This window comes from Streptomyces sp. NPDC059224, assembly GCF_042754285.1.
In the GTDB taxonomy this organism is placed as follows: domain Bacteria; phylum Actinomycetota; class Actinomycetes; order Streptomycetales; family Streptomycetaceae; genus Streptomyces.
Window position 1 is genome coordinate 1 of the sequence record NZ_JBHZAN010000024.1, and the last position, 20,981, is coordinate 20,981.

The following is a 20,981-nucleotide window of genomic DNA, read 5'->3' on the forward strand; positions in this document are numbered from 1 at the left end:
CTGTGGGTTAACCTGGTATCACCCCTGTGTCAGGGTTTGGGGGGGGGGGGGAGAGACTCTCGGCCCGCCCCGCACCCGTGTCTTCGGCTACTTGCCGATCCTGCGCAGCGTCACCGCCGCCCCCGCCGCCGCAGGCACCAGCAGCAGCGCCCCGGTGATCGCCGCTCCCTGCATGCCGCTGGTGAACGCCTCCCGCGCGGTGTGCAGCAGGGCGTCTCCCGTGGGCCCCGGCAGCCGGCCCGCCGTGGCCAGCGCGCCGCCCAGCGTCTCGCGGGCCGCCGCCGGAGCCGTGGCCGGCATCTCGTGACGGTAGACCGCCGTACCGACCGACCCCAGCACCGCCATGCCGAGCGCCCCGCCGAACTCCGTGCCGGTCTCCAGCAGCGAGGAGGCGGTGCCCGCCTGTTCCACCGGCGCACTGGTCATCGCGAGGTCGGTCAACTGGGACATGATCGCGACCATCCCGCAGGCCAGGACGCCGGCCCCGGCCAGCACCAGCCACAGCGAGTCGGTGCCGACGAGGGCGAGCAGGACGAACCCGGCCGCCATGGCCGTGAAGCCGCCGGCGACGACGTAGCCCCGGTCGACGCCCCGCTGGACCAGCTGTGCCGTGAGCGGACCGGCGGCCCCGATGAAGACCGAGGGCAGCAGGCTCCACAGCGCGGCCTCCAGAGGGCTCTTGCCGAGCACCGCCTGCAGGTACTGCGTGGTGTAGATCGCCGATCCCATCATGGCGAGCGAGGCGACGAGGGTCAGGACCAGTGCCGGGGTGAAGCCGTGCCCCTTCAGCAGGCCCGGCGGGATCAGCGGGGAGGCGCCGGTGCGCTGGCGCCGGACGAAGAGCGCGGCGAAGAGCAGGCCGACGGTGACCGAGACGACGTACAGCGGGCGCCAGCCCTCTGAGGGGATCTCCTTCACGCCGTAGACCACCGGGAGCACGGCGGCCATCGAGAGCGGGACGCTCAGCCAGTCGAAGCGGCCGGGGGAGGGGTTCCTGGACTCGGGGAGCAGGATCGGGCCGAGCACCAGCAGCAGCACCATCGCGGGCAGGTTGACCAGGAAGACCGAGCCCCACCAGAAGTGCTCCACGAGGATCCCGCTCATCACCGAGCCGAGCGCGATGCCGCCCGTCATCACACCGGACCACAGGCCGATCGCCTTCGCCCGCTGCCCGGGGTCGGTGAACATCGTCCGCAGCAGGGCCATCGTGGACGGCATCAGGGTCGCGCCGCCGATGCCGAGGAGCGCACGGGCGGCGATCAGGGTCCCGGCGCTGTCGGCGTACGCGGCGAGCAGCGAGGCGCCGCCGAAGGCCGTGGCGCCGATCAGCAGCAGCCGCCGGCGGCCGATGCGGTCGCCGAGAGCGCCCGTCGTCATCAGCAGACCGGCCAGGACGAAGCCGTAGATGTCCAGGATCCACAGCTGCTGGGTGCCGCTCGGGCGGAGGTCGGCGCCGATCGCCGGAAGCGCGAAGTACAGGACCGAGACGTCCATGGAGACAAGGAGCAGCGGCAGCATCAGCACCCCGAGTGCGGTCCATTCGCGGCGACCCGCACGGTAGTCGGTCTCGGCTGTGCTCGTGGTCGTGCTCGTGGTCGTGCTCGTCGGGTTCGTCATGCCAAGGAATGTACGGGCGTCTTAAACGACTGTCTAGAACGATTGTATAAGTCATCTGTCTGGGACGGTTGTATGGATCCCGGGGTAGGGTGGCCCGCATGGGACACCGTGAGGATCTGCTGGAAGGCGCCAAGCGCTGCCTGCTGGAGAAGGGGTTCGCGCGGACGACGGCGCGCGACATCGTCAAGGAGTCGGGGACCAACCTCGCCTCGATCGGCTACCACTACGGTTCCAAGGACGCGCTGCTCGCGCAGGCCTACATCGCGCTGGTGGAGGAGATGTCCTTCGAGGGCGGCGACGGCGGGCTCACCGGCGCGCCCGGCTCCCTGGAGCGGTTCCGTGAGGTGTGGTCGAACATCGTCGACAGCATGCGCGAGCCCGGCTCGATGTGGCGGCTCGGCATGGAGATCATGGTGATGGGCGACCAGATGCCCGAGGTGCGGGACCAGTTGGCGCGGTCCCAGCGCGAGGGCGGCCGGGGGCTGACCGCACTGCTGATGGGGGTACCGGAGGAGCAGGTGTCCGACGAGACCGCCGACACCCTCGGCCAGTTCTACATGACGCTGATGTCCGGCCTCATCGCGCGCTGGACCTTCGACCCGAAGACCGCACCCGACGGCGAGGCGCTCACCGACGGCCTGCGCCGGATCGTCGAGGCCGCGACCCGCGCCTGACCGGCCGTCAGCCGACGGGGTAGGTGATCACCGCGCGGGCCGGGAAGCGGAGGGAGTCGCCGAACAGCGGTGAGCGTTCGACGGTGACGCCGACGCCGTTCACGGTCCGGTAGGTGAAGACCGGGTCCCGCAGGGCGGTGCCGCACAGCCCCGCCGGGAGGGCGAATCCCTCGCCGGCGACGCCCCTGGTGCCGTACGTCTCGGCGAACAGCTCCCCGTCCCGTGGGACGAGGCCCGCGCTGCGCAGGTAGTCCGCGAGCAGGCCGCTCTCGAAGGTGAGCGCGGCGCTGCCGTTGTGGACGTAGTAGTGCACGTCGGAGGCGTCGGCGGGGATCCGGGTACCGCCGGCGCTGATCGTGCCGGGCAGCCGCTGGTCGCTGCCGGAGCAGGCCCGGTCGTCGCCGAAGGGGTGGAACAGCTCGTCCCGCAGCAGCCACACGGCCCCGCCCGCCAGTACGGCGAGGGCGAGCAGGGCGGCCGCCGCCCGGGCCGGCCGACGGCCCCGGCCGCGCCGGCCGGCCGCGTCCCCCGGGACGTCCTGCGCCGTCGCCGCGGTGGTTCTCGTGAAGTCACCCATGTCAGACCCCCGTTGACAGCCGGACGTACCAGCAGGCTGAGCATACGCCGACCAGCGACTACAGCCGCGCCCTCTTCAACGCCATGTGCAGCAGCAGCCGGTCCTCCCCGTCGTCCAGGTCGAGGCCGGTGAGCTGTTCCACGCGGGACAGCCGGTAGTACAGGGTCTGCCGGTGGATGCCGAGGGCCCCGGCCGTGCGGCCCGCCTGGCCCGCGCAGTCCAGGTACGCCTCGGCGGTACGGGCCAGTTCGCGGTGGGCCGGGGTGAGCAGGGCGGCCACCGCGGGATCGTGCGAGGCCCCTACCGGCAGCGTGGTCAGCAGCCGGTAGGGGCCGATGCGCGCCCACTCGGCGACCGGCCCGAACCGCGGCTCGGCCAGCGCGGCGCGGGTGGCGGCCGCGGCCTCCTGCCAGACCGTGCCCAGGTCCGCGAGGCCCGTCCGGGCCTCGCCCACCCCGGCGGCGCGGCCCTGTGCTGCCGCGGCCGTGCCGGTGAACCCCGCGGTGACGGCGGCGGCCGGGCGCGCCCCGGCCCCGCGCACCGGGGCCGGCCGGGCCTCCTCCGCCTCCCTGAGCAGACGCGTGGCGGCCGTCAGGGCGGGGGTGGCCGTGTCCGTGCTGCGCAGCCGGACCAGGACGGCGAGGCAGTGGCCCGCGGTCCCCCACGGCAGCGTGCACAGGGCGGTGGCGTGCGGGACCGTGCGCGGGGACGGGGCGTCGTCCGGGTCGGCGGACGGCCAGGGGGCGACGCAGACCATCGTGTGCGGACCGTCCGCGCGGACGCCGAGGGCGGTACGGAACTCCGCCACCGCCATGTCCCGCTGCCAGCCGTGCTCCGCGACCAGCACCGCCCGCAGCTCCCGGCCCAGGCCCGCTCCCGCCTGCGCCTCGTCGGCGAGCAGGGCGCCGATCCGCCCCGCCACCCCCATGGCGGCGGCCAGCTGGGCGTCGGTCGGACCCGGATCGTCGTCCAGCAGCCACACATAGCCGAGGACCACACCCCGATGGCGTACCGGCAGGCAGATCCTTCCCCGGTACACCCCCGCCTCAGGCGTCGGCGGGATGCGGACCGGTCCGGTCGCCCGGGTGATGCCGAACCCCTCGAACCAGGTGCGGACCGCCGCCGTGGAGCGCCGGGTCAGGATCGAGCGGGTCCGGACCGGGTCCAGCGCCGAGGGATCGAGGTCGCCCTCGCTGTCGTACGCCCCGAAGGCGAGCAGCTCGAAGTCGCGGTTCTCCAGGGTCGCCGGGACGCCCAGCAGCTCGGAGATCTCGTCGACCAGCTCCTGGTAGTCACCCTTGAATTCCGACGTCACCCGGGCATTCTCCCGCAATTCCCCAGTGCCTTCATACATCTGTCTGAGATCGGCGGCACGGATGCGTGACAGCTGTCGATGGCTCACGATCGGAGGGATCTCTAACTTTCACGGTGGTTCTCCGTGCCGTATCCACCTCGTCGGATCGCGGCCGTTCTGGCATGTGTTGTGGAGGTGCCCCGTGCTGGGTCCCGTGATTCTCGCCGCGTCGCGCAGCGACCGGATGCGTCGTCTCATCTCGGCTGCCCCGGTGACGAAGCAGGTCGTCGACCGCTTCATCCCCGGTGAGTCGGTCGACGACATCGTCCCGATCATCGAGCAGCTCACCGGCCGCGGCCTGGAGCTGACCATGGACGTCGTCGGCGAGGACATCACCACCCCGGAGCAGGCCACCGCCGCCCGGGACGCGTACCTGGCGCTGATCGACCGGCTGCGGGACCTCGGTCTCGGCGAACGCGTCGAGATGTCGGTGAAGCTGTCGATGTTCGGCCAGGCCCTCCCGTCGCCCACCACCACCCTGCTCGAAGGGCCCTCCGGGCCCGCACCTGCATTCCACGGCGGCCACGAGCTGGCCCTCGCCAACGTCCGCCCGGTCGTCGAGGCCGCCGCCGCCATCGGCACCACCGTGACCCTCGACGCCGAGGACCACACCACCCTCGACTCGATGTTCGCCATCCACGAGGAACTGCGGAAGGACTTCCCGCAGACCGGCTGCGTCATCCAGGCCTACCTCTTCCGTACCGAGGCCGACGCCCGCCGCCTGGCCGCGGCCGGCAGCCGGGTCCGGCTGGTCAAGGGCGCCTACAAGGAGCCCGCCGAGGTCGCCTACCAGCAGAAGCACGAGATCGACAAGGCGTACGTGCGGATCCTCGGGACTCTCATGGAGGGCGAGGGGTACCCGATGGTCGGCTCCCACGACCCGCGCCTCATCTCCATAGCGCAGGAACTCGCCCGGCGCGCAGGGCGCAAGCCCAACGAGTACGAGTTCCAGATGCTGTACGGCATCCGCGGCGACGAGCACCTGCGGCTGGCCGCCGAGGGCCACCGGATGCGTGTCTACACCGCCTACGGCACCGACTGGTACGGCTACTTCATGCGCCGGCTCGCGGAGAAGCCGGCGAACCTGCGCTTCTTCCTCCGCTCCATGCTCAGCAAGGGCTGAGGCGAACCCCTCCCGCCCGCCGCACGCCTTACTCCCACCCCCTCCCGGCACACCCGCTCACGTACAAGGAGCTACGGATCTCATGGACGCCGTTACCCAGGTCCCCACCCCCGTCAACGAGCCGGTGCACGGCTACGCCCCCGGCTCACCCGAGCGCGCCCGCCTGGAGGCCAAGCTCAAGGAGCTGGCCGAGAACCCGATCGAGCTGCCGATGACCATCGGCGGCGAGAAGCGGCTCGGCGGCGGCGAGCAGTTCCAGGTGGTGCAGCCGCACAACCACAAGGCCGTCATCGGCACCGGCCGGCACGCCACCCGGCAGGACGCGCAGGACGCCGTCGACGCGGCCCTGGCCGCCGCGCCGGCCTGGCGCGCGATGTCCTTCGACGACCGCGCGGCGATCATCCTGCGCGCCGCCGAGTTGCTCTCCGGCCCGTGGCGCGAGACCATCGCCGCCTCCACCATGCTCGGCCAGTCCAAGACCGCCCAGCAGGCCGAGATCGACAGCCCCTGCGAGCTCGTCGACTTCTGGCGCTTCAACGTCCACTACGCCCGCCAGATCCTGGCCGAGCAGCCCCCGGCCAACTCCCCGGGCGTGTGGAACCGCATGGACCACCGCCCGCTGGAGGGCTTCGTCTACGCGATCACCCCCTTCAACTTCTCGGCGATCGCGGCCAACCTGCCCACCGCCCCCGCCCTCATGGGCAACGTGGTGGTCTGGAAGCCGTCCCCGACCCAGACCCACGCCGCCGTGCTGCTCATGCAGCTGCTGGAGGAGGCCGGGCTGCCCAAGGGCGTCATCAACCTCGTCACCGGTGACGGCATCGAGGTCTCCGAGGTCGCCCTGGTCCACCGCGACCTCGCCGGCGTCCACTTCACCGGCTCCACCAAGACCTTCCAGCACCTGTGGAAGACGGTCGGCAACAACATCGAGAAGTACCGCACCTACCCGCGTCTGGTCGGCGAGACCGGCGGCAAGGACTTCGTGGTCGCCCACCCGTCGGCCGACCGCGCGGTGCTCAAGACCGCGCTGACCCGTGGCGCCTTCGAGTACCAGGGCCAGAAGTGCTCGGCGACCTCCCGCGCGTACATCCCGGCGTCCATCTGGAACTCCGGCTTCAAGGAGGAGTTCGCCGCCGAGATCGAGCACCTCACCATGGGTGACGTCACCGACCTGTCGAACTTCATCGGCGCCGTGATCGACGACCGTGCCTTCGCCAAGAACAAGGCCGCGATCGACCGCGCCAAGGAGGACCCGACCTGCACCATCGTCGCGGGCGGCTCCTACGACGACTCGGTCGGCTACTTCGTCCGCCCGACCGTCGTCGAGTGCTCCGACCCGGACAACGAGGTCTTCCGCACCGAGTACTTCGGTCCGTTCCTCGCCGTGCACGTCTACGAGGACGACAGCTACGACGAGATGCTGACCCAGATGGAGTCGGTGTCCGAGTACGCGCTCACCGGCTCGGTCATCGCCGGCGACCGCGCGGCGGCGGCGTACACGATGGAGAAGCTGCGCTACGCGGCCGGCAACTTCTACATCAACGACAAGTCGACCGGTGCCGTCGTCGGCCAGCAGCCCTTCGGCGGCGGCCGTGCCTCCGGCACCAACGACAAGGCCGGCGCCCCGCAGAACCTGCTGCGCTGGACGCTGACCCGCGCGATCAAGGAGACCCTGGTCGCCCCGACCGACTACTCCTACCCGCACATGGGCTGACCCGCAGCCCACCCGAGCACGGGCCGGGAAGCCTGACCCACGAGCAGGCTTCCCGGCCCGTTCCCATGCGCGGGCGGCCCGGCCGTCCCGTACGGCACCCCGGCCTGACGGCTCGTTCGGGTGACCCCCCGAACGCACGAAGGGGCAGCTCAGAGCGGTGTCACCCGCTCCGCCGTCTCAGATAGTAGGAAGTCCGAGTAATTGTGCAGACAGAAGCGGGCCGCTCCCCTATTTTTGTAGGAGCCGAACGTCTCGCTCGATCAAGCGAATGGCGGTCGTGAGCCGGGCCCCGTGCAGGCAACCCCTGCGGCACCGCTCCCCGCCCCTTCCGGCGTCTCGCAACCCCCCATTGCCGTACTCCCTGTGTATGCCGAAGGAGTCGATTCCCATGGCCGAGACGACCGTCCGCCGCCGCGTCCGCCACGTGTCCCGGACCAGCGAGTCCGAGCGCAAGAACGCCGCCGCCGCACTCCAGCGCGCCCTCGACCGCCGTGACAACGGCGGCGAGACCGGCCACTGATCCCACCCGGGACCGCCGGTAACACGTGTAACGCCCTTGTACGGGAGCCGTATCCGCACGGAGTACGGCGCGGCCGGGACGCCGTGCCGTACTCCGGGGCGTGCCCGCGCGGACGGCGCGGTACCGGCCCGCCGGGGTCAGCCGCCGCGGCGTATCTCGAAGTGGTCGATCCGCGCACCGCTCTGCGCCAGCGCGGACACCCTCAGCCTCGGGGTGGTACCCGCCTCCGCCTCGACCTTGAGGAACGAGAAGCCGGTGTACCGCACCCGCGACCACTCCACGGTCTCCGCCACGTTGTGCTGCCCCTCGGCCCAGTGGAAGCTGCGCACCGCGCCGTGCCGGGTGACGTGCCCCTCGTAGCTGTCCTTGACGCCGGACGGGAACGAGTACAGGTCACGCCCACCGCCGCCCGCGGTGACGTACACGATCCCGTCCCGCGTCGGGTCGGTCGAGCCGCCGACCGGGACCGCGCGCCCGACCCCGCCGCCCTTCACCGCGTCGGTGCGCTCGTAGACGTGGTTGTGCCCGTTGACGACCAGGTCCACCTGGTATCTGGTGAACAGCGGCAGCCAGGCGGCCCGGATCCCGCCGTCGGAGGCGTGCGAGGACGTCGAGTACGCGCAGTGGTGGAAGAAGACGACCACGAAGTCGACGTCCGGCGTGGTCCGCAGCTGCTTCAGCCTCTCCTCCAGCCACTTCGTCTGCCGGCCGCCGCTGTAACCGAGGTTGGCGGGGATCTCGTACGACACGTCGTTGGCGTCCAGCGCCACGAAGCCGACGTTGCCGTAGGTGAAGGAGTACACGCCCGGCGCCCCGCGCGGGTCGAAGCCGTTGTCGGGCAGGGCGAAGCGGGCGTACTGGCCGCCGTAGCCGTCGGGGGAGTACCAGGCCTCCATGTCGTGGTTGCCGGTCGTCACCATCCAGGGGACCGAGCGTGCCACCGGGTCGTTCTGCCGCAGGAACCGGTCCCACTCGCGGGCGTCGTAGCCGTCGGAGGTACGGCCGGAGCCGTTGCCGTCCGCGTAGCAGATGTCACCCGCGTGGAGGTGAAAGGCCGGGTCCTGCTTCAGCAGCGCGTTGTCGGCGGCCTTTCCGGCCTGGCTGACGCCCTGGTCGCCGAAGGCAGTGAACACGAACCGCTCCGGACTCGCGGGCGCGGTCCGGAAGGGGGCGATGGAGGAGCGGTGGCCGGGGGCGGCCGGGTCCCAGCCGTCGTGGCCGACGCCGTAGTAGTACGTCGTCCCCGGGGTCAGGCCGTCCAGGGCCGCGTGGACGTAGTACTGCTCGACCACCGGCCGCACCCCCCGCATCCCGGGCGTGTGCAGGTGCCGGATCTCCGCGGCGACGCGCCGGCCCAGATCGTCCGGGCGCGTGCCGATCCGCACGAACGGCTTCTTCACCGCGAACGGCACCTGCCAGGAGATCCGCATCCGCGTCCTCGGGTCGGCGCCGAAGGCGAGATGGCGGCCGAACGGCACGACGGCCGCCCCGCGCACCGCCGAGGTGTCCGGCGCCGGGGTCGCCGACTTCGTCGCGCACCCGGTGACCAGGCCGGCACCCGCCATCGTGCCCGCCGTCACCAGCGCGCGGCGGCTCACCAGGCGGCCGCGCAGGTACGCGTACTGCTCGGCCGTGCTCATCCGGGCGGCGAGCCGCGGCGGAATGCCGAAGTCGGGAAGGTCCATGGGAACAACGTGCCAGCGACGGCCAACACCAGCCACACGTACGGGTGAACGCCAGGCTGCGCGACGACCCGCGGTGTCCGGATGGCGGACACCGTGTGTCATCCCATGGGACGGGGAGTAGGGTGCCGACATGTCTCGCAGCATCGATCTCGCAGTGATCCCCGGTGACGGCATCGGGCAGGAAGTCGTGGCCGAAGGCCTCAAGGTCCTCTCCGCCGTCCTCCCCGAGGACGTGAAGCTGGAGACCAAGGAGTACGACTTCGGTGCCCAGCGTTATCACGCCACCGGTGAGACCCTCACGGACGCCGACCTCGACGCGCTGAAGAAGCACGACGTCATCCTGCTGGGCGCGATCGGCGACCCCAGCGTCCCCTCCGGTGTCCTGGAGCGCGGCTTCCTGCTCAAGCTCCGCTTCGCCTTCGACCACCACGTCAACCTGCGTCCGTCGAAGCTCCTCCCGGGTGTCGCCACTCCGCTGGCCGGCGACCCGCAGATCGACTTCGTCGTGGTCCGCGAGGGCACCGAGGGCCCGTACACCGGCAACGGCGGCACCATCCGCAAGGGCACCGAGCACGAGGTCGCCACCGAGGTGTCCGTCAACACGGCCTACGGTGTGGAGCGGGTCGTCCGGGACGCCTTCGCCCGCGCCCAGGCCCGCCCGCGCAAGAAGCTCACGCTGGTCCACAAGAACAACGTGCTGACCTTCGCCGGGCACCTGTGGACGAACGTCTTCAACAAGGTGGCCGGGGAGTTCCCCGACGTCACCACGGACTACATCCACGTCGACGCGGCGACCATCTACCTGGTCACCGATCCGGCCCGCTTCGACGTGATCGTCACCGACAACCTCTTCGGCGACATCATCACCGACCTCGCCGCGGCCGTCTCCGGCGGGATCGGCGTCGCCGCGAGCGGGAACATCAACCCCTCCCGCGAGTTCCCCTCGATGTTCGAGCCGGTCCACGGTTCCGCGCCGGACATCGCGGGCCAGGGCAAGGCCGACCCCACGGCCACCGTGCTGTCCGTCGCCCTGCTGCTGCGTCACCTCGGCTACGACGCGGAGGCCGCCCGGATCGAGGAGGCGGTCACCGCCGACCTCACCGAACGCCAGGGCAGGCCCGCCCGCTCCACCTCGGAGATCGGCGACGCCCTCGCCGTACGAGTAGCCGGCTGACCCGCCGCGCCGCCGAACCACTTCGAAGCCGCCGGGTCGCACAAGCGCCCGGCGGCTTCCCCATGTCTGCCGCCGGGTGCCACCATCAACCCCGGGTCCGCTTTCACCCTGATTCCTTCCGCCCCGGCCCCCGCGCGATAATCGAACGCGGAGCCGCGGTACGAGGGAATGCTCGGACGTCCTACCAGTGGACACCGGCGTACGGGCGTGAGCGCGGCCCATCACTACAACCGGTGAAGGATTACCACTCATGACGACGCCCACGATCGAGCTCAAGCCGTCCGCGCATCCGCTCGCCGCCGCCGAGCGCGAGGCGATCCTCGCCAACCCCGGATTCGGCCGCCACTTCACCGACCACATGGTGATGATCAAGTGGACCGAGGGCCGTGGCTGGCACGACGGCCAGCTCGTTCCGTACGCGCCGATCCCCCTCGACCCGGCCACCAACGTCCTGCACTACGCCCAGGAGATCTTCGAGGGACTGAAGGCCTACCGCCGCCCGGACGGCTCGGTGGCCACCTTCCGTCCCGACCAGAACGCCAAGCGCTTCCAGCGCTCCGCCCGCCGCCTCGCCATGCCCGAACTGCCGGTGGAGACCTTCATCGAGGCCTGTGACCTGCTCGTCCAGCAGGACAAGGACTGGGTTCCGGCCCACGGCGGCGAGGAGTCCCTCTACCTGCGCCCCTTCATGATCGCCACTGAGGTCGGTCTGGGCGTCAAGCCGGCCAACGAGTACCTCTTCCTGGTCATCGCCTCCCCGGCCGGCGCCTACTTCCCGGGCGGGGTCCGGCCGGTCTCCATCTGGGCCTCCGAGGACCGGGTGCGCGCCGTCCCCGGCGGCATGGGCGACGCCAAGACCGGCGGCAACTACGCGGCCTCCCTGCTCGCCCAGGCCGAGGCCGCCGCCCAGGGCTGCGACCAGGTCTGCTACCTCGACGCGGTCGAGCACAAGTGGGTCGAGGAACTGGGCGGCATGAACCTGTACTTCGTGTACGGAGACAAGATCGTCACGCCGACCCTCAGCGGCTCGATCCTCGAGGGTGTCACGCGTGACTCCCTCCTCACCGTCGCCCGCGACCTCGGCTACGAGTCCGAGGAGGCGCGGGTCTCCATCGAGCAGTGGCAGCGCGACGCGGAGAACGGCACCCTCACCGAGGTCTTCGCCTGCGGCACGGCGGCCGTCATCACCCCGGTCGGCACGGTCAAGCGCAGCGGCGCCGAGTGGCTGCAGTCGGGCGGTGAGCCGGGCGAGGTGACCATGAAGCTCCGTGAGGCCCTTCTCGACATCCAGCGCGGCAAGGTTGTCGACAAGCACGGCTGGATGCACGAGCTCGGCTGACCGGTCCGGCCGTCCGCGCGCCACGCGCCGTCTCCCCCGCGGGGGAGGTGCGCCGGCGGGTGGCGGGACACCCCGGACGCAGACGCGATGCCGCACCCCGGCACCGGCCGGGCGCGGCCCTGCCCCCGGACTGCCTCGACGCCGGCCGGTGTGCGGGGCGAGCAGGTCGCCGGCGGGCCCGGGGTCCGGTGCGACCGGCGCGGCGGCCGGGTGCCGGTCGCCGGTTCGGTGCCACGGGACGGACGGGCCCGGTCTCAGACGCCGGTGGGGCTGGGACGCGCCGCCGCGCGGGCGTCGTCCTCGGCGGCCGGCCGGGTCGGGCCGGCCGTGCGTGCGGGCAGCAGCAGGTAGAGCGCGCCGCCCACCAGGCCCGACAGCAGGAAGCTGCAGTCCACGCCGCCGGTCAGCGACAGCAGCGGTCCCTCGTACGACGGGAGGGAGACCGCCAGCAGGCCCACGCCCGCGCCCACGGCCCAGGAGAAGGTGGCCCGGACGTTCCAGCCGGCCCGGTACCAGTAGATCCCGCCGTGTGACCGGCGGTTGAAGACCTGGAGCGCGTCGGCGTCGTAGACCCCGCGGCAGCGGCGGAAGCCGATCAGGGTGATGACCGCCCAGGGGGTGCCGATCGACGTCAGCAGGAGCACGAAGGACGTCATCGCGGACTGCGCGTTCCAGGCGTAGTGGCCGACGAAGACGCAGGCCGTGGCGACGATCGCGACCGTGCAGGTGGCGCGGGCCCGGGACGCGCGGGGCAGGATCGCGTCCAGGTCCAGGCCCATCGAGTACAGCATCAGGCCCGCGTTGCCGACCGAGCCCGCCGAGGCGGAGAGCAGGAGCGGGATCAGGTACCAGGCGGGGGAGGCGGACACCAGCGGGCCCGCGTAGTCCGTCGCCGACCGCGCCGCGTACGCGGTGAAGGTGCCGAACAGCTGCGGCACCAGCAGGCCCAGGAGCAGCCCCAGCCAGGTCCCGTGCAGGACCCGGCGGGAGGAGTGGCGGGCGGGGGAGATGTAGCGGGTGTAGTCGCCGAGCAGGGTGACGAAGGCGACCGGCCCGGAGAGCCCCGCCGCGACCGCCGCCAGGCACCACGTCGGCCAGAAGCCGCCGAGCAGACAGCCGCCCGCGTCCGGCAGCGGCGAGGTGGTGAAGTGCGGCGCGTACGCGATGATCCCGAGGATCAGCAGGGCGGTCATGCCGACGGCGAGCACCTTGGACATGGCGAGCAGGACCCGGTAGCCGTAGACCGCGCCCGCCACGGTCGCCGCCGCGAGCACCCCGTAGACCACGGCGTACGACACCCCGTCGGCCGGCAGCCCGAACAGCCGGTTCAGCACGCCCACCGTCACGTCGCCGCCGATCCACACGGTCAGCGCGGTGTAGCCGAGGGCCAGCAGCAGGCCCACCACCGAGCCGACCAGCCGCCCGCGCACCCCGAACTGGGCGCCGGAGGAGGTGGACAGGTTGGTGCCGGTACGCAGTGAGACCAGGGCCAGCGGAGCCGTGAACGCCGTGCCGGCCACCGTGCCCGCCACGATCGCGCTCACCGACGCCCACCAGCCGAGCCCGAAGGACGGCGGCAGCCAGCCGAAGATGATCACGCCGAGGCAGAGGTTGGAGCCGAGCAGGATCGAGACCAGGTCCTTGGGACCGCTGGTGCGTTCACCGTCCGGGATGGTGTCGACTCCGCGCTGTTCGATCGGCATGGCTGGTCTCCTTCGACGGCCGCCCGAGAGTTAGAGCGACGTTCAATGTGGGTGACCTTGATGTTGATGTCAATGGTTCCCTTCTCGCAACGGTGCGTTTAGAGTGTTGCTCCAAGCCGGGCATGCCAAGAGGAAGCGAAGGAGGTACCGGGACGTGCGACTGACCCCCACGGAACGCGACCGGCTGCTGCTCTTCGGAGCCGCCGAGCTGGCCCGGGCCCGCCGCGCCCGGGGCCTCAGGCTCAACGTGCCGGAGGCCACCGCGCTGATCGCGGACACCGTCTGCGAGGCGGCCCGGGACGGCAGGCGGCTCGCCGAGGCCGTCGAGGCCGCCCGCTCCGTCCTCGGCCCGGCCGACGTGCTGCCCGGCGTCGCCGACGTCGTCACCGAGGTGCACGTCGAGGCCGTCTTCGACGACGGCTCACGGCTCGCGGTGGTCACCGACCCGATCGGGGGCGGCGGGCGGGGCGAGGCGGGGCCGGGCGCACTGCTCCCGGGTCCCGGCCACACCGACCCGGAGGCGGTCCTGCGGCTGACCGTGACCAACACCGCGACCGTCCCCGTCTCCGTCACCTCCCACTTCCACTTCTTCGAGACCAATCCGCGCCTCGACTTCGACCGCGCCGCCGCCTACGGCCTGCGGCTCGCCGTACCCGCCGGGTCCTCCGTCCGCTTCGGGCCGGGGGAGTCGCTGGAGGTCGGCCTGGTGCCGATCGGCGGCGCCCGCGTCGCCATCGGCTTCGCCGGGCTGGTCGACGGGCCGCTGGACGCGCCCGGCGCCCGCGAGGAGGCGCTGCGCCGCGCGGCCGCCTGCGGCTACCTGGGTACCGGCGCCGTTCACGGCATCCGCGACGAGGAGGCAGGCCGATGAGCCGTCCCGGAGGCCACCCGGCCGAGGCCCGCCGCCTCACGCCGTACGAGTACGCGGCCACCCACGGCCCCCGTGCCGGCGACCGGATCCGCCTCGGGGACTCGGGGCTGGTGATCCGCGTGGAGGACGACTCCCAGCGCCACGGCGACGAGTTCCTGGCCGGCTTCGGCAAGACCGCCCGCGACGGACTGCACCTGAAGGCCGCCGCGGTCCGCGAGACCTGCGACGTCGTCATCAGCAACGTCGTCGTCATCGACGCCGTGCAGGGCATCCGGAAGGTGTCCATCGGCATCCGCGAGGGGCGGATCCGCGCGATCGGACGGGCCGGGAACCCCGACACCCTCGACGGCGTCGACGTCGTGGTCGGCACCGGCACCTCGATCGTCTCCGGCGAGGGCCTGATCGCCACCGCCGGGGCCGTCGACACCCACGTGCACCTGTTGTCGCCGCGCATCATGGAGGCCTCGCTGGCCTCCGGCGTGACCACGATCATCGGGCAGGAGTTCGGCCCGGTGTGGGGCGTCGGCGTCAACTCGCCCTGGGCGCTGAAGCACGCGTTCGGCGCCTTCGACGCCTGGCCGGTCAACATCGGCTTCCTCGGGCGGGGTTCGTCCTCGCACGCGGCCCCGCTGGTCGAGGCGCTGGCCGAGGGCGGCGCCTCCGGCTTCAAGGTGCACGAGGACATGGGCGCCCACACCCGGGCGCTGGACACGGCCCTGCGCGTCGCCGAGGAACACGACGTCCAGGTGGCCCTGCACAGCGACGGACTGAACGAGTGCCTGTCGGTGGAGGACACCCTCAGGGTGCTGGAGGGCCGCACCATCCACGCCTTCCACATCGAGGGCTGCGGCGGCGGACACGTGCCCAACGTCCTGAAGATGGCCGGTGTCCCCCACGTCATCGGCTCCTCCACCAACCCCACCCTGCCCTTCGGCCGGGACGCGGTCGCCGAGCACTACGGGATGATCGTCTCCGTCCACGACCTGAAGACCGACCTGCCCGGCGACGCCGCCATGGCCCGCGACCGCATCCGCGCCGGGACCATGGGCGCCGAGGACGTGCTGCACGACCTGGGCGCGATCGGCATCACCTCGTCCGACGCGCAGGGCATGGGCCGGGCCGGGGAGACCGTCCGCCGCACCTTCGCCATGGCCGGCAAGATGAAGGCCGAGCTGGGCGCGCCCGACGACGGCCACGACAACGAGCGCGTGCTGCGGTACATGGCCAAGCTGACCATCAACCCGGCGATCGCCCACGGCCTCGCGCACGAGGTCGGCTCCATCGAGGTCGGCAAGCTGGCCGACATCGTCCTGTGGTCGCCCGAGTACTTCGGGGCCAAGCCGCAGCTGGTCCTCAAGTCCGGCTTCCCGGCGTACGGCGTGACCGGCGACCCGAACGCGGCCACCGACACCTGCGAACCCCTCGTCCTGGGACCGCAGTTCGGGGCCCACGGAGCGACCCCCGCGGAGATCTCGGTGGCCTTCGTCGCCCAGGCGGCCCTCGACCAGGGCAACGACACGATGCCCACCCGGCGCCGCCGGGTCGCGGTCCGCGGCACCCGTGGCATCGGCCCCGCCGACCTGTGGCGCAACTCCCGTACCGGAGCGGTCGACGTGGACCAGCGCACCGGGCTGGTCACCCTCGACGGCGAGCCGCTGCGCTCGGAGCCTGCCGACTCCGTCTCCCTCAACCGCCTCTACTTCCTCTAGATGCCACAGCCTGTGAAGGACCCCCACATGGACCCGCGCATGAGCACTCCCGCCTCCGACGGCTTCCGGATGCCCGCCGAGTGGACCCCGCACGAGCGCACCTGGATGGCGTGGCCGGGCCCCAACCCCACCTTCGACGACCCGGACGACCTGCGCGCCTCCCGGATGGCCTGGGCCTCGGTGGCCCGCGCGATCCTGCGCTTCGAACCGGTGACGGTGGTGTGCGGCCCGGGCCAGTCGGCGGACGCCCAGACCCTGCTCGGCCCGGGCGTCGACACCGTGGAGCGCGAGCTGGACGACGCCTGGATGCGGGACATCGGGCCCACGTTCCTCAGCAACGGGCGTGAACTGGCCGCCGTGGACTGGACGTTCAACGGCTGGGGAGCCCAGCACTGGGCCCGCTGGGAGCACGACGCGAAGATCGCCGCGTACGTCTCGGACCTCGCGGGCGCCAAGACGTACGCCTCGAAGCTGGTGAACGAGGGCGGTGCGATCCACGTCGACGGAGAGGGCACCGTGCTGCTGACCGAGACCGTGCAGCTGGGCCCCGAGCGGAACCCGGACCGGACCCGGGAGGAGGTCGAGGCGGAGATCCACGCGATGCTCGGCACCCGCAAGGCCGTATGGCTGCCCCGCGGTCTCACCGGCGACTACCCCCCCTACGGCTTCGGCACCCTCGGGCACGTCGACATCGTCGCCGCCTTCGCCCGCCCGGGTGTGGTCGTCGCCCACCACCAGCCGGACCCGGCGCACCCCGACCACGAGGTGACCCGGGAGGTCATCGGCCTGCTCAGGTCCCAGACCGACGCGCGCGGCCGGGCACTGGAGGTCGTCGAGGTCCCGGCCCCGACCGTCCTGGAGGCCGACGGCCACTGGGCCGACTACTCCTACATCAACCACTACCTCTGCAACGGCGGGGTCGTGCTCTGCGGCTTCGACGACCCGGGCGACGAGGTGGCCGCCGGGATCTTCCGCCGGCTCTTCCCCGAGCGGACGGTCACCCTGGTGGACGCCCGTACGATCTTCTCCGGCGGTGGCGGCATCCACTGCATCACCCAGCAGCAGCCGAGGATCTAGTACGACGAGGAGCAGCACATGGCCGGTGGGCGCAGACAGGCCCCGCCCCGCGAGGACGTACTCGCCGCGGCCATGGACATGATCGCCGATCGCGGTCTGGAGAAGCTCACCATGGCGGCGCTCGGCCACCAGGTCGGCATGAGCAGCGGCCATCTCCTCTACTACTTCCGCTCCAAGGACGAACTGCTGCTGCAGACCCTGGAGTGGAGCGAGGGCCGGCTGGGCGCCGAGCGCGGCCGGCTGCTCACCGGCCGCGGCACCGCCGGCGAGCGCCTGGACGCCTACGTCGACCTGTACGTGCCCGTCGGTCACCGTGACCCGCACTGGACGCTCTGGCTGGAGGTCTGGAACCGCTCGCAGAACGCCGACGAGGCGGCCCGCGACCGCCAGGCCGCCATCGAGGGCGCCTGGCACCGCGACCTGGTGGCGCTGCTCGCGGAGGGCATCTCACGCGGCGAGTTCCGGCGCGTGGATCCCGACCGGTTCGCCGCACGGCTGCGTTCCCTGCTCGACGGCTTCTCCATCCACGTGGCGATCGGCCTGCGCGGCACGGACCGGGCGCAGGTTCTCGGCCATGTGCGCGAGTTCCTGGACGCGGATCTCCTCGCGGACAGGTGACATCCCGCCGTCCCGGGCAGGTAGGGCCCATGGGACGACATCACTGGAAGAAGATCTGGGTCGGTTCGGCGGGCAACATGGTCGAGTGGTTCGACTGGTTCGTGTACGCGAGCTTCGCCACGTACTTCGCGGGGGCGTTCTTTCCCAGCGGCGATCCCACCGCTCAGCTGATGAACACCGCCGGCATCTTCGCCGTCGGGTTCTTCATGCGCCCGGTGGGCGGGTGGCTCCTCGGCCGGGTCGGCGACCGCAGCGGCCGTAAGGCCGCTCTGACCCTCACCGTCACCCTCATGTCGGTGTCCGCGCTGCTGATCGCCGTCGCCCCGACCTACGGCGTGGCCGGCTACGGCGGAGCCTTCGTCCTGCTCGTCGCCCGCCTGCTGCAGGGCCTTTCGGTGGGCGGTGAGTACGCGGCCAGCGCCACCTACCTCACCGAGGCCGCCGACCCGCGCCGGCGCGGCTTCGCCTCCAGCTTCCAGTACGTGTCGATGACTCTCGGCCAGATCGCCGGCCTCGGCCTGCTGATCATCCTTCAGCACACCCTGTCCGACGCGGCGCTGCACGACTACGGCTGGCGCATCCCCTTCGTCGTCGGCGCGCTCGGTGCCGCCGTGGTCTTCTATCTGCGCCGGACCATGCTGGAGACCGAGGTCTACGCGCAGGACGCCTCGGACACCGCCGAGCGCGGCACCCTGCGCGCGCTGTGGCAGCACCGGCGGGAGGCGTTCCTGGTCGTCGCGCTGACCATGGGCGGCACGGTCGCCTACTACACGTACACGACCTACCTCACGAAGTACCTCTCCAACTCCGCGGGCCTGTCCAAGGAGACCGCGACCCTGGTCTCCTTCACCGCGCTGACCGTCTTCGCCTGCCTCCAGCCGCTCGCCGGCGCCCTCTCCGACCGCATCGGCCGCCGCCCGCTGCTGATCACCTTCGCGGTCGGTTCCACCGTCCTCACCGTGCCGGTCCTGTCCCTCCTCAAACACGCGAACGGATACTGGCCCGCCCTCGGCCTCTCCCTCCTCGCCCTCGTCGTGGTCACCGGCTACACCTCGATCAACGCCTGCGTGAAGGCCGAGCTCTTCCCGACCGGTGTCCGTGCCCTGGGCGTGGCCCTGCCCTACGCCCTCGCCAACGCCCTGTTCGGCGGAACGGCGGAGTACGTCGCCCTGTGGTTCAAGAACGCCGGGATCGAGTCCGGCTTCTTCTGGTACGTGGCGGGCTGTGCCGCCGTATCCCTGGTGGTGTACGTCACCATGCGGGAGACGAAGGACCTGGATCTGGCCCGGATGAGGTCCCGGGAGCCATCCACCGTGACGACCGCATCCTGAGACGGTCGGTGAGCCCGGGGCGGGGTTGTGCCAGACTTCCCCCGTGCTCTCGTTCGCCATGATTATTGGCAGCAGGCGCGCCGGTCCGCAGTGACCACCACGTACGACCAGGTACGGGTGGCCATCGTCGTCCTCGACCCGCGCGCAGACCTCTCGCACCCGCGAGGGGTTTTTTCGTTTTCCGGCCCACCTTCAGCCGGAAGGCCAGCGCGAGGGACCATGGAGGGACGGTGGAGCCGGTCATTCCGGTACGACCGAGATTCGACATCAGGAGCCTAGAGACCATGACCGAGACGGCAACCGGCGAGCTGGACGACTCGTTCCACGTCTTCGACACCACGCTGCGCGACGGTGCGCAGCGCGAGGGCATCAACCTCACCGTCGCGGACAAGCTGGCCATCGCACGGCACCTGGACGACTTCGGCGTGGGCTTCATCGAGGGCGGCTGGCCGGGCGCCAACCCCCGGGACACCGAGTTCTTCGCCCGCGCCCGGCAGGAGATCGACTTCAAGCACGCCCAACTGGTCGCCTTCGGCGCCACCCGCCGGGCGAACGCCAAGGCGTCGGAGGACCCCCAGGTCAGGGCATTGCTGGAGTCCGGAGCCCCGGTGATCACCCTGGTCGCCAAGTCGCACGACCGCCATGTCGAACTGGCGCTGCGCACCACCCTGGACGAGAACCTGGAGATGGTCCGCGACACGGTGTCCTTCCTGAAGGACCAGGGCCGCCGGGTCTTCGTCGACTGCGAGCACTTCTTCGACGGCTACCGCGCCGACCCCGAGTACGCGAAGGCGGTCGTGCGGGCCGCCTCCGAGGCGGGTGCCGACGTGGTCATCCTCTGCGACACCAACGGCGGCATGCTCCCCGCCCAGGTCAACGCCGTGGTCTCCACCGTCCTGGCCGACACCGGCGCCCGGCTCGGCATCCACGCCCAGGACGACACCGGCTGCGCGGTCGCCAACACCCTCGCCGCCGTCGACGCCGGCGCCACCCACGTCCAGTGCACGGCCAACGGCTACGGCGAGCGCGTCGGCAACGCCAACCTCTTCCCGGTGGTCGCCGCCCTGGAGCTGAAGTACGGCCAGAAGGTCCTCCCCGACGGCCGGCTGCGCGAGATGACCCGCATCTCCCACGCGATCGCCGAGGTCGTCAACCTCACGCCCTCCACCCACCAGCCCTACGTCGGTGTCTCGGCCTTCGCGCACAAGGCCGGCCTGCACGCCTCCGCGATCAAGGTCGACCCGGACCTGTACCAGCACATCGACCCCGAACGGGTCGGCAACACCATGCGCATGCTGGTCTCCGACATGGCGGGCCGCGCCTCCGTCGAGCTCAAGGGCAAGGAACTCGGCATCGACCTCGGGGGCGACCGCGAACTGGTCGGCCGGGTGGTGGAGCGGGTGAAGGAGTACGAGCTCAAGGGCTACACCTTCGAGGCCGCCGACGCCTCCTTCGAACTCCTGCTGCGTGCCGAGGTGGAGGGCAGGCGGCGCAGCTACTTCCGCGTCGAGTCCTGGCGGGCCATCGTCGAGGACCGCCCCGACGGCACCCACGCCAACGAGGCCACGGTCAAGCTCTGGGCCAAGAGCGAGCGGATCGTCGCCACTGCGGAGGGCAACGGACCGGTCAACGCCCTGGACCGGGCGCTGCGCGTCGGCCTCGAAAAGATCTACCCCCAGCTGGCCAAGCTCGACCTGGTCGACTACAAGGTCCGCATCCTGGAGGGCAAGCACGGCACCCAGTCCACGACCCGGGTCCTGATCTCCACGTCCGACGGCACCGGTGAGTGGTCGACGGTGGGCGTCGCGGAGAACGTCATCGCCGCCTCCTGGCAGGCCCTGGAGGACGCGTACACCTACGGTCTGCTGCGGGCGGGCGTGGAGCCGGCGGAGTAG

17 protein-coding genes are annotated in these 20,981 nt (G+C 71.5%); 12 read left to right on the forward strand and 5 right to left on the reverse strand.

Annotated features, from left to right (window positions below):
- Positions 1 to 87: 87 nt before the first annotated feature.
- Positions 88 to 1,617: an MFS transporter gene (locus ACFXI4_RS26105; RefSeq protein ID WP_384995212.1), complete on the reverse strand. Its 1,530-nt coding sequence runs from the start codon at positions 1,615 to 1,617 to the stop codon at positions 88 to 90.
- Between the two features lie 98 nt (positions 1,618 to 1,715).
- Between ACFXI4_RS26105 and ACFXI4_RS26110 the strand changes: the two genes are divergently transcribed.
- Positions 1,716 to 2,291: a TetR/AcrR family transcriptional regulator gene (locus ACFXI4_RS26110; protein ID WP_362731138.1), complete on the forward strand. Its 576-nt coding sequence runs from the start codon at positions 1,716 to 1,718 to the stop codon at positions 2,289 to 2,291.
- A gap of 7 nt (positions 2,292 to 2,298) precedes the next feature.
- On the opposite strand, the gene ACFXI4_RS26115 is transcribed toward ACFXI4_RS26110, so the two are convergent.
- Positions 2,299 to 2,868 (reverse strand): hypothetical protein, encoded by a 570-nt coding sequence (locus tag ACFXI4_RS26115; RefSeq protein ID WP_384995215.1) that lies wholly within the window; start codon positions 2,866 to 2,868, stop codon positions 2,299 to 2,301.
- 58 nt (positions 2,869 to 2,926) lie between these two features.
- Entirely contained in the window at positions 2,927 to 4,183 is a 1,257-nt protein-coding gene (locus tag ACFXI4_RS26120) for a PucR family transcriptional regulator (RefSeq protein WP_384995218.1), read from the reverse strand.
- A 181-nt stretch (positions 4,184 to 4,364) separates the two neighbouring features.
- Between ACFXI4_RS26120 and ACFXI4_RS26125 the strand changes: the two genes are divergently transcribed.
- The 3 genes from ACFXI4_RS26125 (at position 4,365) to ACFXI4_RS26135 (ending at position 7,579) form a co-directional block, all read left to right on the forward strand.
- Complete coding sequence (locus ACFXI4_RS26125) at positions 4,365 to 5,345, forward strand: proline dehydrogenase family protein (RefSeq protein WP_384995221.1); 981 nt, start codon at positions 4,365 to 4,367, stop codon at positions 5,343 to 5,345.
- Between the two features lie 82 nt (positions 5,346 to 5,427).
- Positions 5,428 to 7,059, forward strand: coding sequence for an L-glutamate gamma-semialdehyde dehydrogenase (pruA, locus tag ACFXI4_RS26130; RefSeq protein ID WP_384995223.1), 1,632 nt, complete (start codon positions 5,428 to 5,430; stop codon positions 7,057 to 7,059).
- A 388-nt stretch (positions 7,060 to 7,447) separates the two neighbouring features.
- On the forward strand, positions 7,448 to 7,579 hold the full coding sequence (locus tag ACFXI4_RS26135) for a hypothetical protein (RefSeq protein WP_089098576.1): 132 nt from the start codon (positions 7,448 to 7,450) through the stop codon (positions 7,577 to 7,579).
- 137 nt (positions 7,580 to 7,716) lie between these two features.
- Here the strand turns inward: ACFXI4_RS26135 and ACFXI4_RS26140 are convergent, their stop codons facing one another.
- On the reverse strand, positions 7,717 to 9,264 hold the full coding sequence (locus ACFXI4_RS26140) for a purple acid phosphatase family protein (protein ID WP_384995226.1): 1,548 nt from the start codon (positions 9,262 to 9,264) through the stop codon (positions 7,717 to 7,719).
- Between the two features lie 130 nt (positions 9,265 to 9,394).
- Between ACFXI4_RS26140 and ACFXI4_RS26145 the strand changes: the two genes are divergently transcribed.
- Entirely contained in the window at positions 9,395 to 10,438 is a 1,044-nt protein-coding gene (locus ACFXI4_RS26145; RefSeq protein WP_384995228.1) for a 3-isopropylmalate dehydrogenase, read from the forward strand.
- A gap of 250 nt (positions 10,439 to 10,688) precedes the next feature.
- Positions 10,689 to 11,777, forward strand: coding sequence for a branched-chain amino acid aminotransferase (locus tag ACFXI4_RS26150; protein WP_384995231.1), 1,089 nt, complete (start codon positions 10,689 to 10,691; stop codon positions 11,775 to 11,777).
- Positions 11,778 to 12,031: 254 nt separating this feature from the next.
- On the opposite strand, the gene ACFXI4_RS26155 is transcribed toward ACFXI4_RS26150, so the two are convergent.
- Positions 12,032 to 13,480 carry a cytosine permease gene (locus ACFXI4_RS26155; RefSeq protein WP_384995233.1) on the reverse strand — a complete coding sequence of 483 codons (1,449 nt, stop codon included), beginning with the start codon at positions 13,478 to 13,480 and terminating at the stop codon, positions 12,032 to 12,034.
- Between the two features lie 154 nt (positions 13,481 to 13,634).
- Here ACFXI4_RS26155 and ureA point away from each other — a divergent pair, with 154 nt between their 5' ends.
- The 6 genes from ureA (at position 13,635) to cimA (ending at position 20,981) form a co-directional block, all read left to right on the forward strand.
- Positions 13,635 to 14,351, forward strand: coding sequence for an urease subunit gamma (gene ureA, locus ACFXI4_RS26160; RefSeq protein WP_384995236.1), 717 nt, complete (start codon positions 13,635 to 13,637; stop codon positions 14,349 to 14,351).
- Positions 14,348 to 16,060 (forward strand): urease subunit alpha, encoded by a 1,713-nt coding sequence (locus tag ACFXI4_RS26165; protein WP_384995238.1) that lies wholly within the window; start codon positions 14,348 to 14,350, stop codon positions 16,058 to 16,060. The genes ureA and ACFXI4_RS26165 overlap by 4 nt, the downstream gene beginning before the upstream one ends.
- Positions 16,061 to 16,099: 39 nt before the next feature.
- The gene (locus ACFXI4_RS26170) at positions 16,100 to 17,137 is read left to right on the forward strand and encodes an agmatine/peptidylarginine deiminase (protein ID WP_384995240.1); all 1,038 of its coding nucleotides are present in this window, start codon (positions 16,100 to 16,102) and stop codon (positions 17,135 to 17,137) included.
- An 18-nt stretch (positions 17,138 to 17,155) separates the two neighbouring features.
- Positions 17,156 to 17,755 (forward strand): TetR/AcrR family transcriptional regulator, encoded by a 600-nt coding sequence (locus tag ACFXI4_RS26175; protein ID WP_384995243.1) that lies wholly within the window; start codon positions 17,156 to 17,158, stop codon positions 17,753 to 17,755.
- A gap of 29 nt (positions 17,756 to 17,784) precedes the next feature.
- A complete protein-coding gene (locus tag ACFXI4_RS26180) occupies positions 17,785 to 19,086 on the forward strand; it encodes an MFS transporter (protein ID WP_362720982.1) in 1,302 nt (433 codons plus the stop codon).
- A gap of 284 nt (positions 19,087 to 19,370) precedes the next feature.
- Positions 19,371 to 20,981, forward strand: a complete 1,611-nt coding sequence (cimA, locus tag ACFXI4_RS26185) for a citramalate synthase (RefSeq protein ID WP_384995245.1) — start codon at positions 19,371 to 19,373, stop codon at positions 20,979 to 20,981.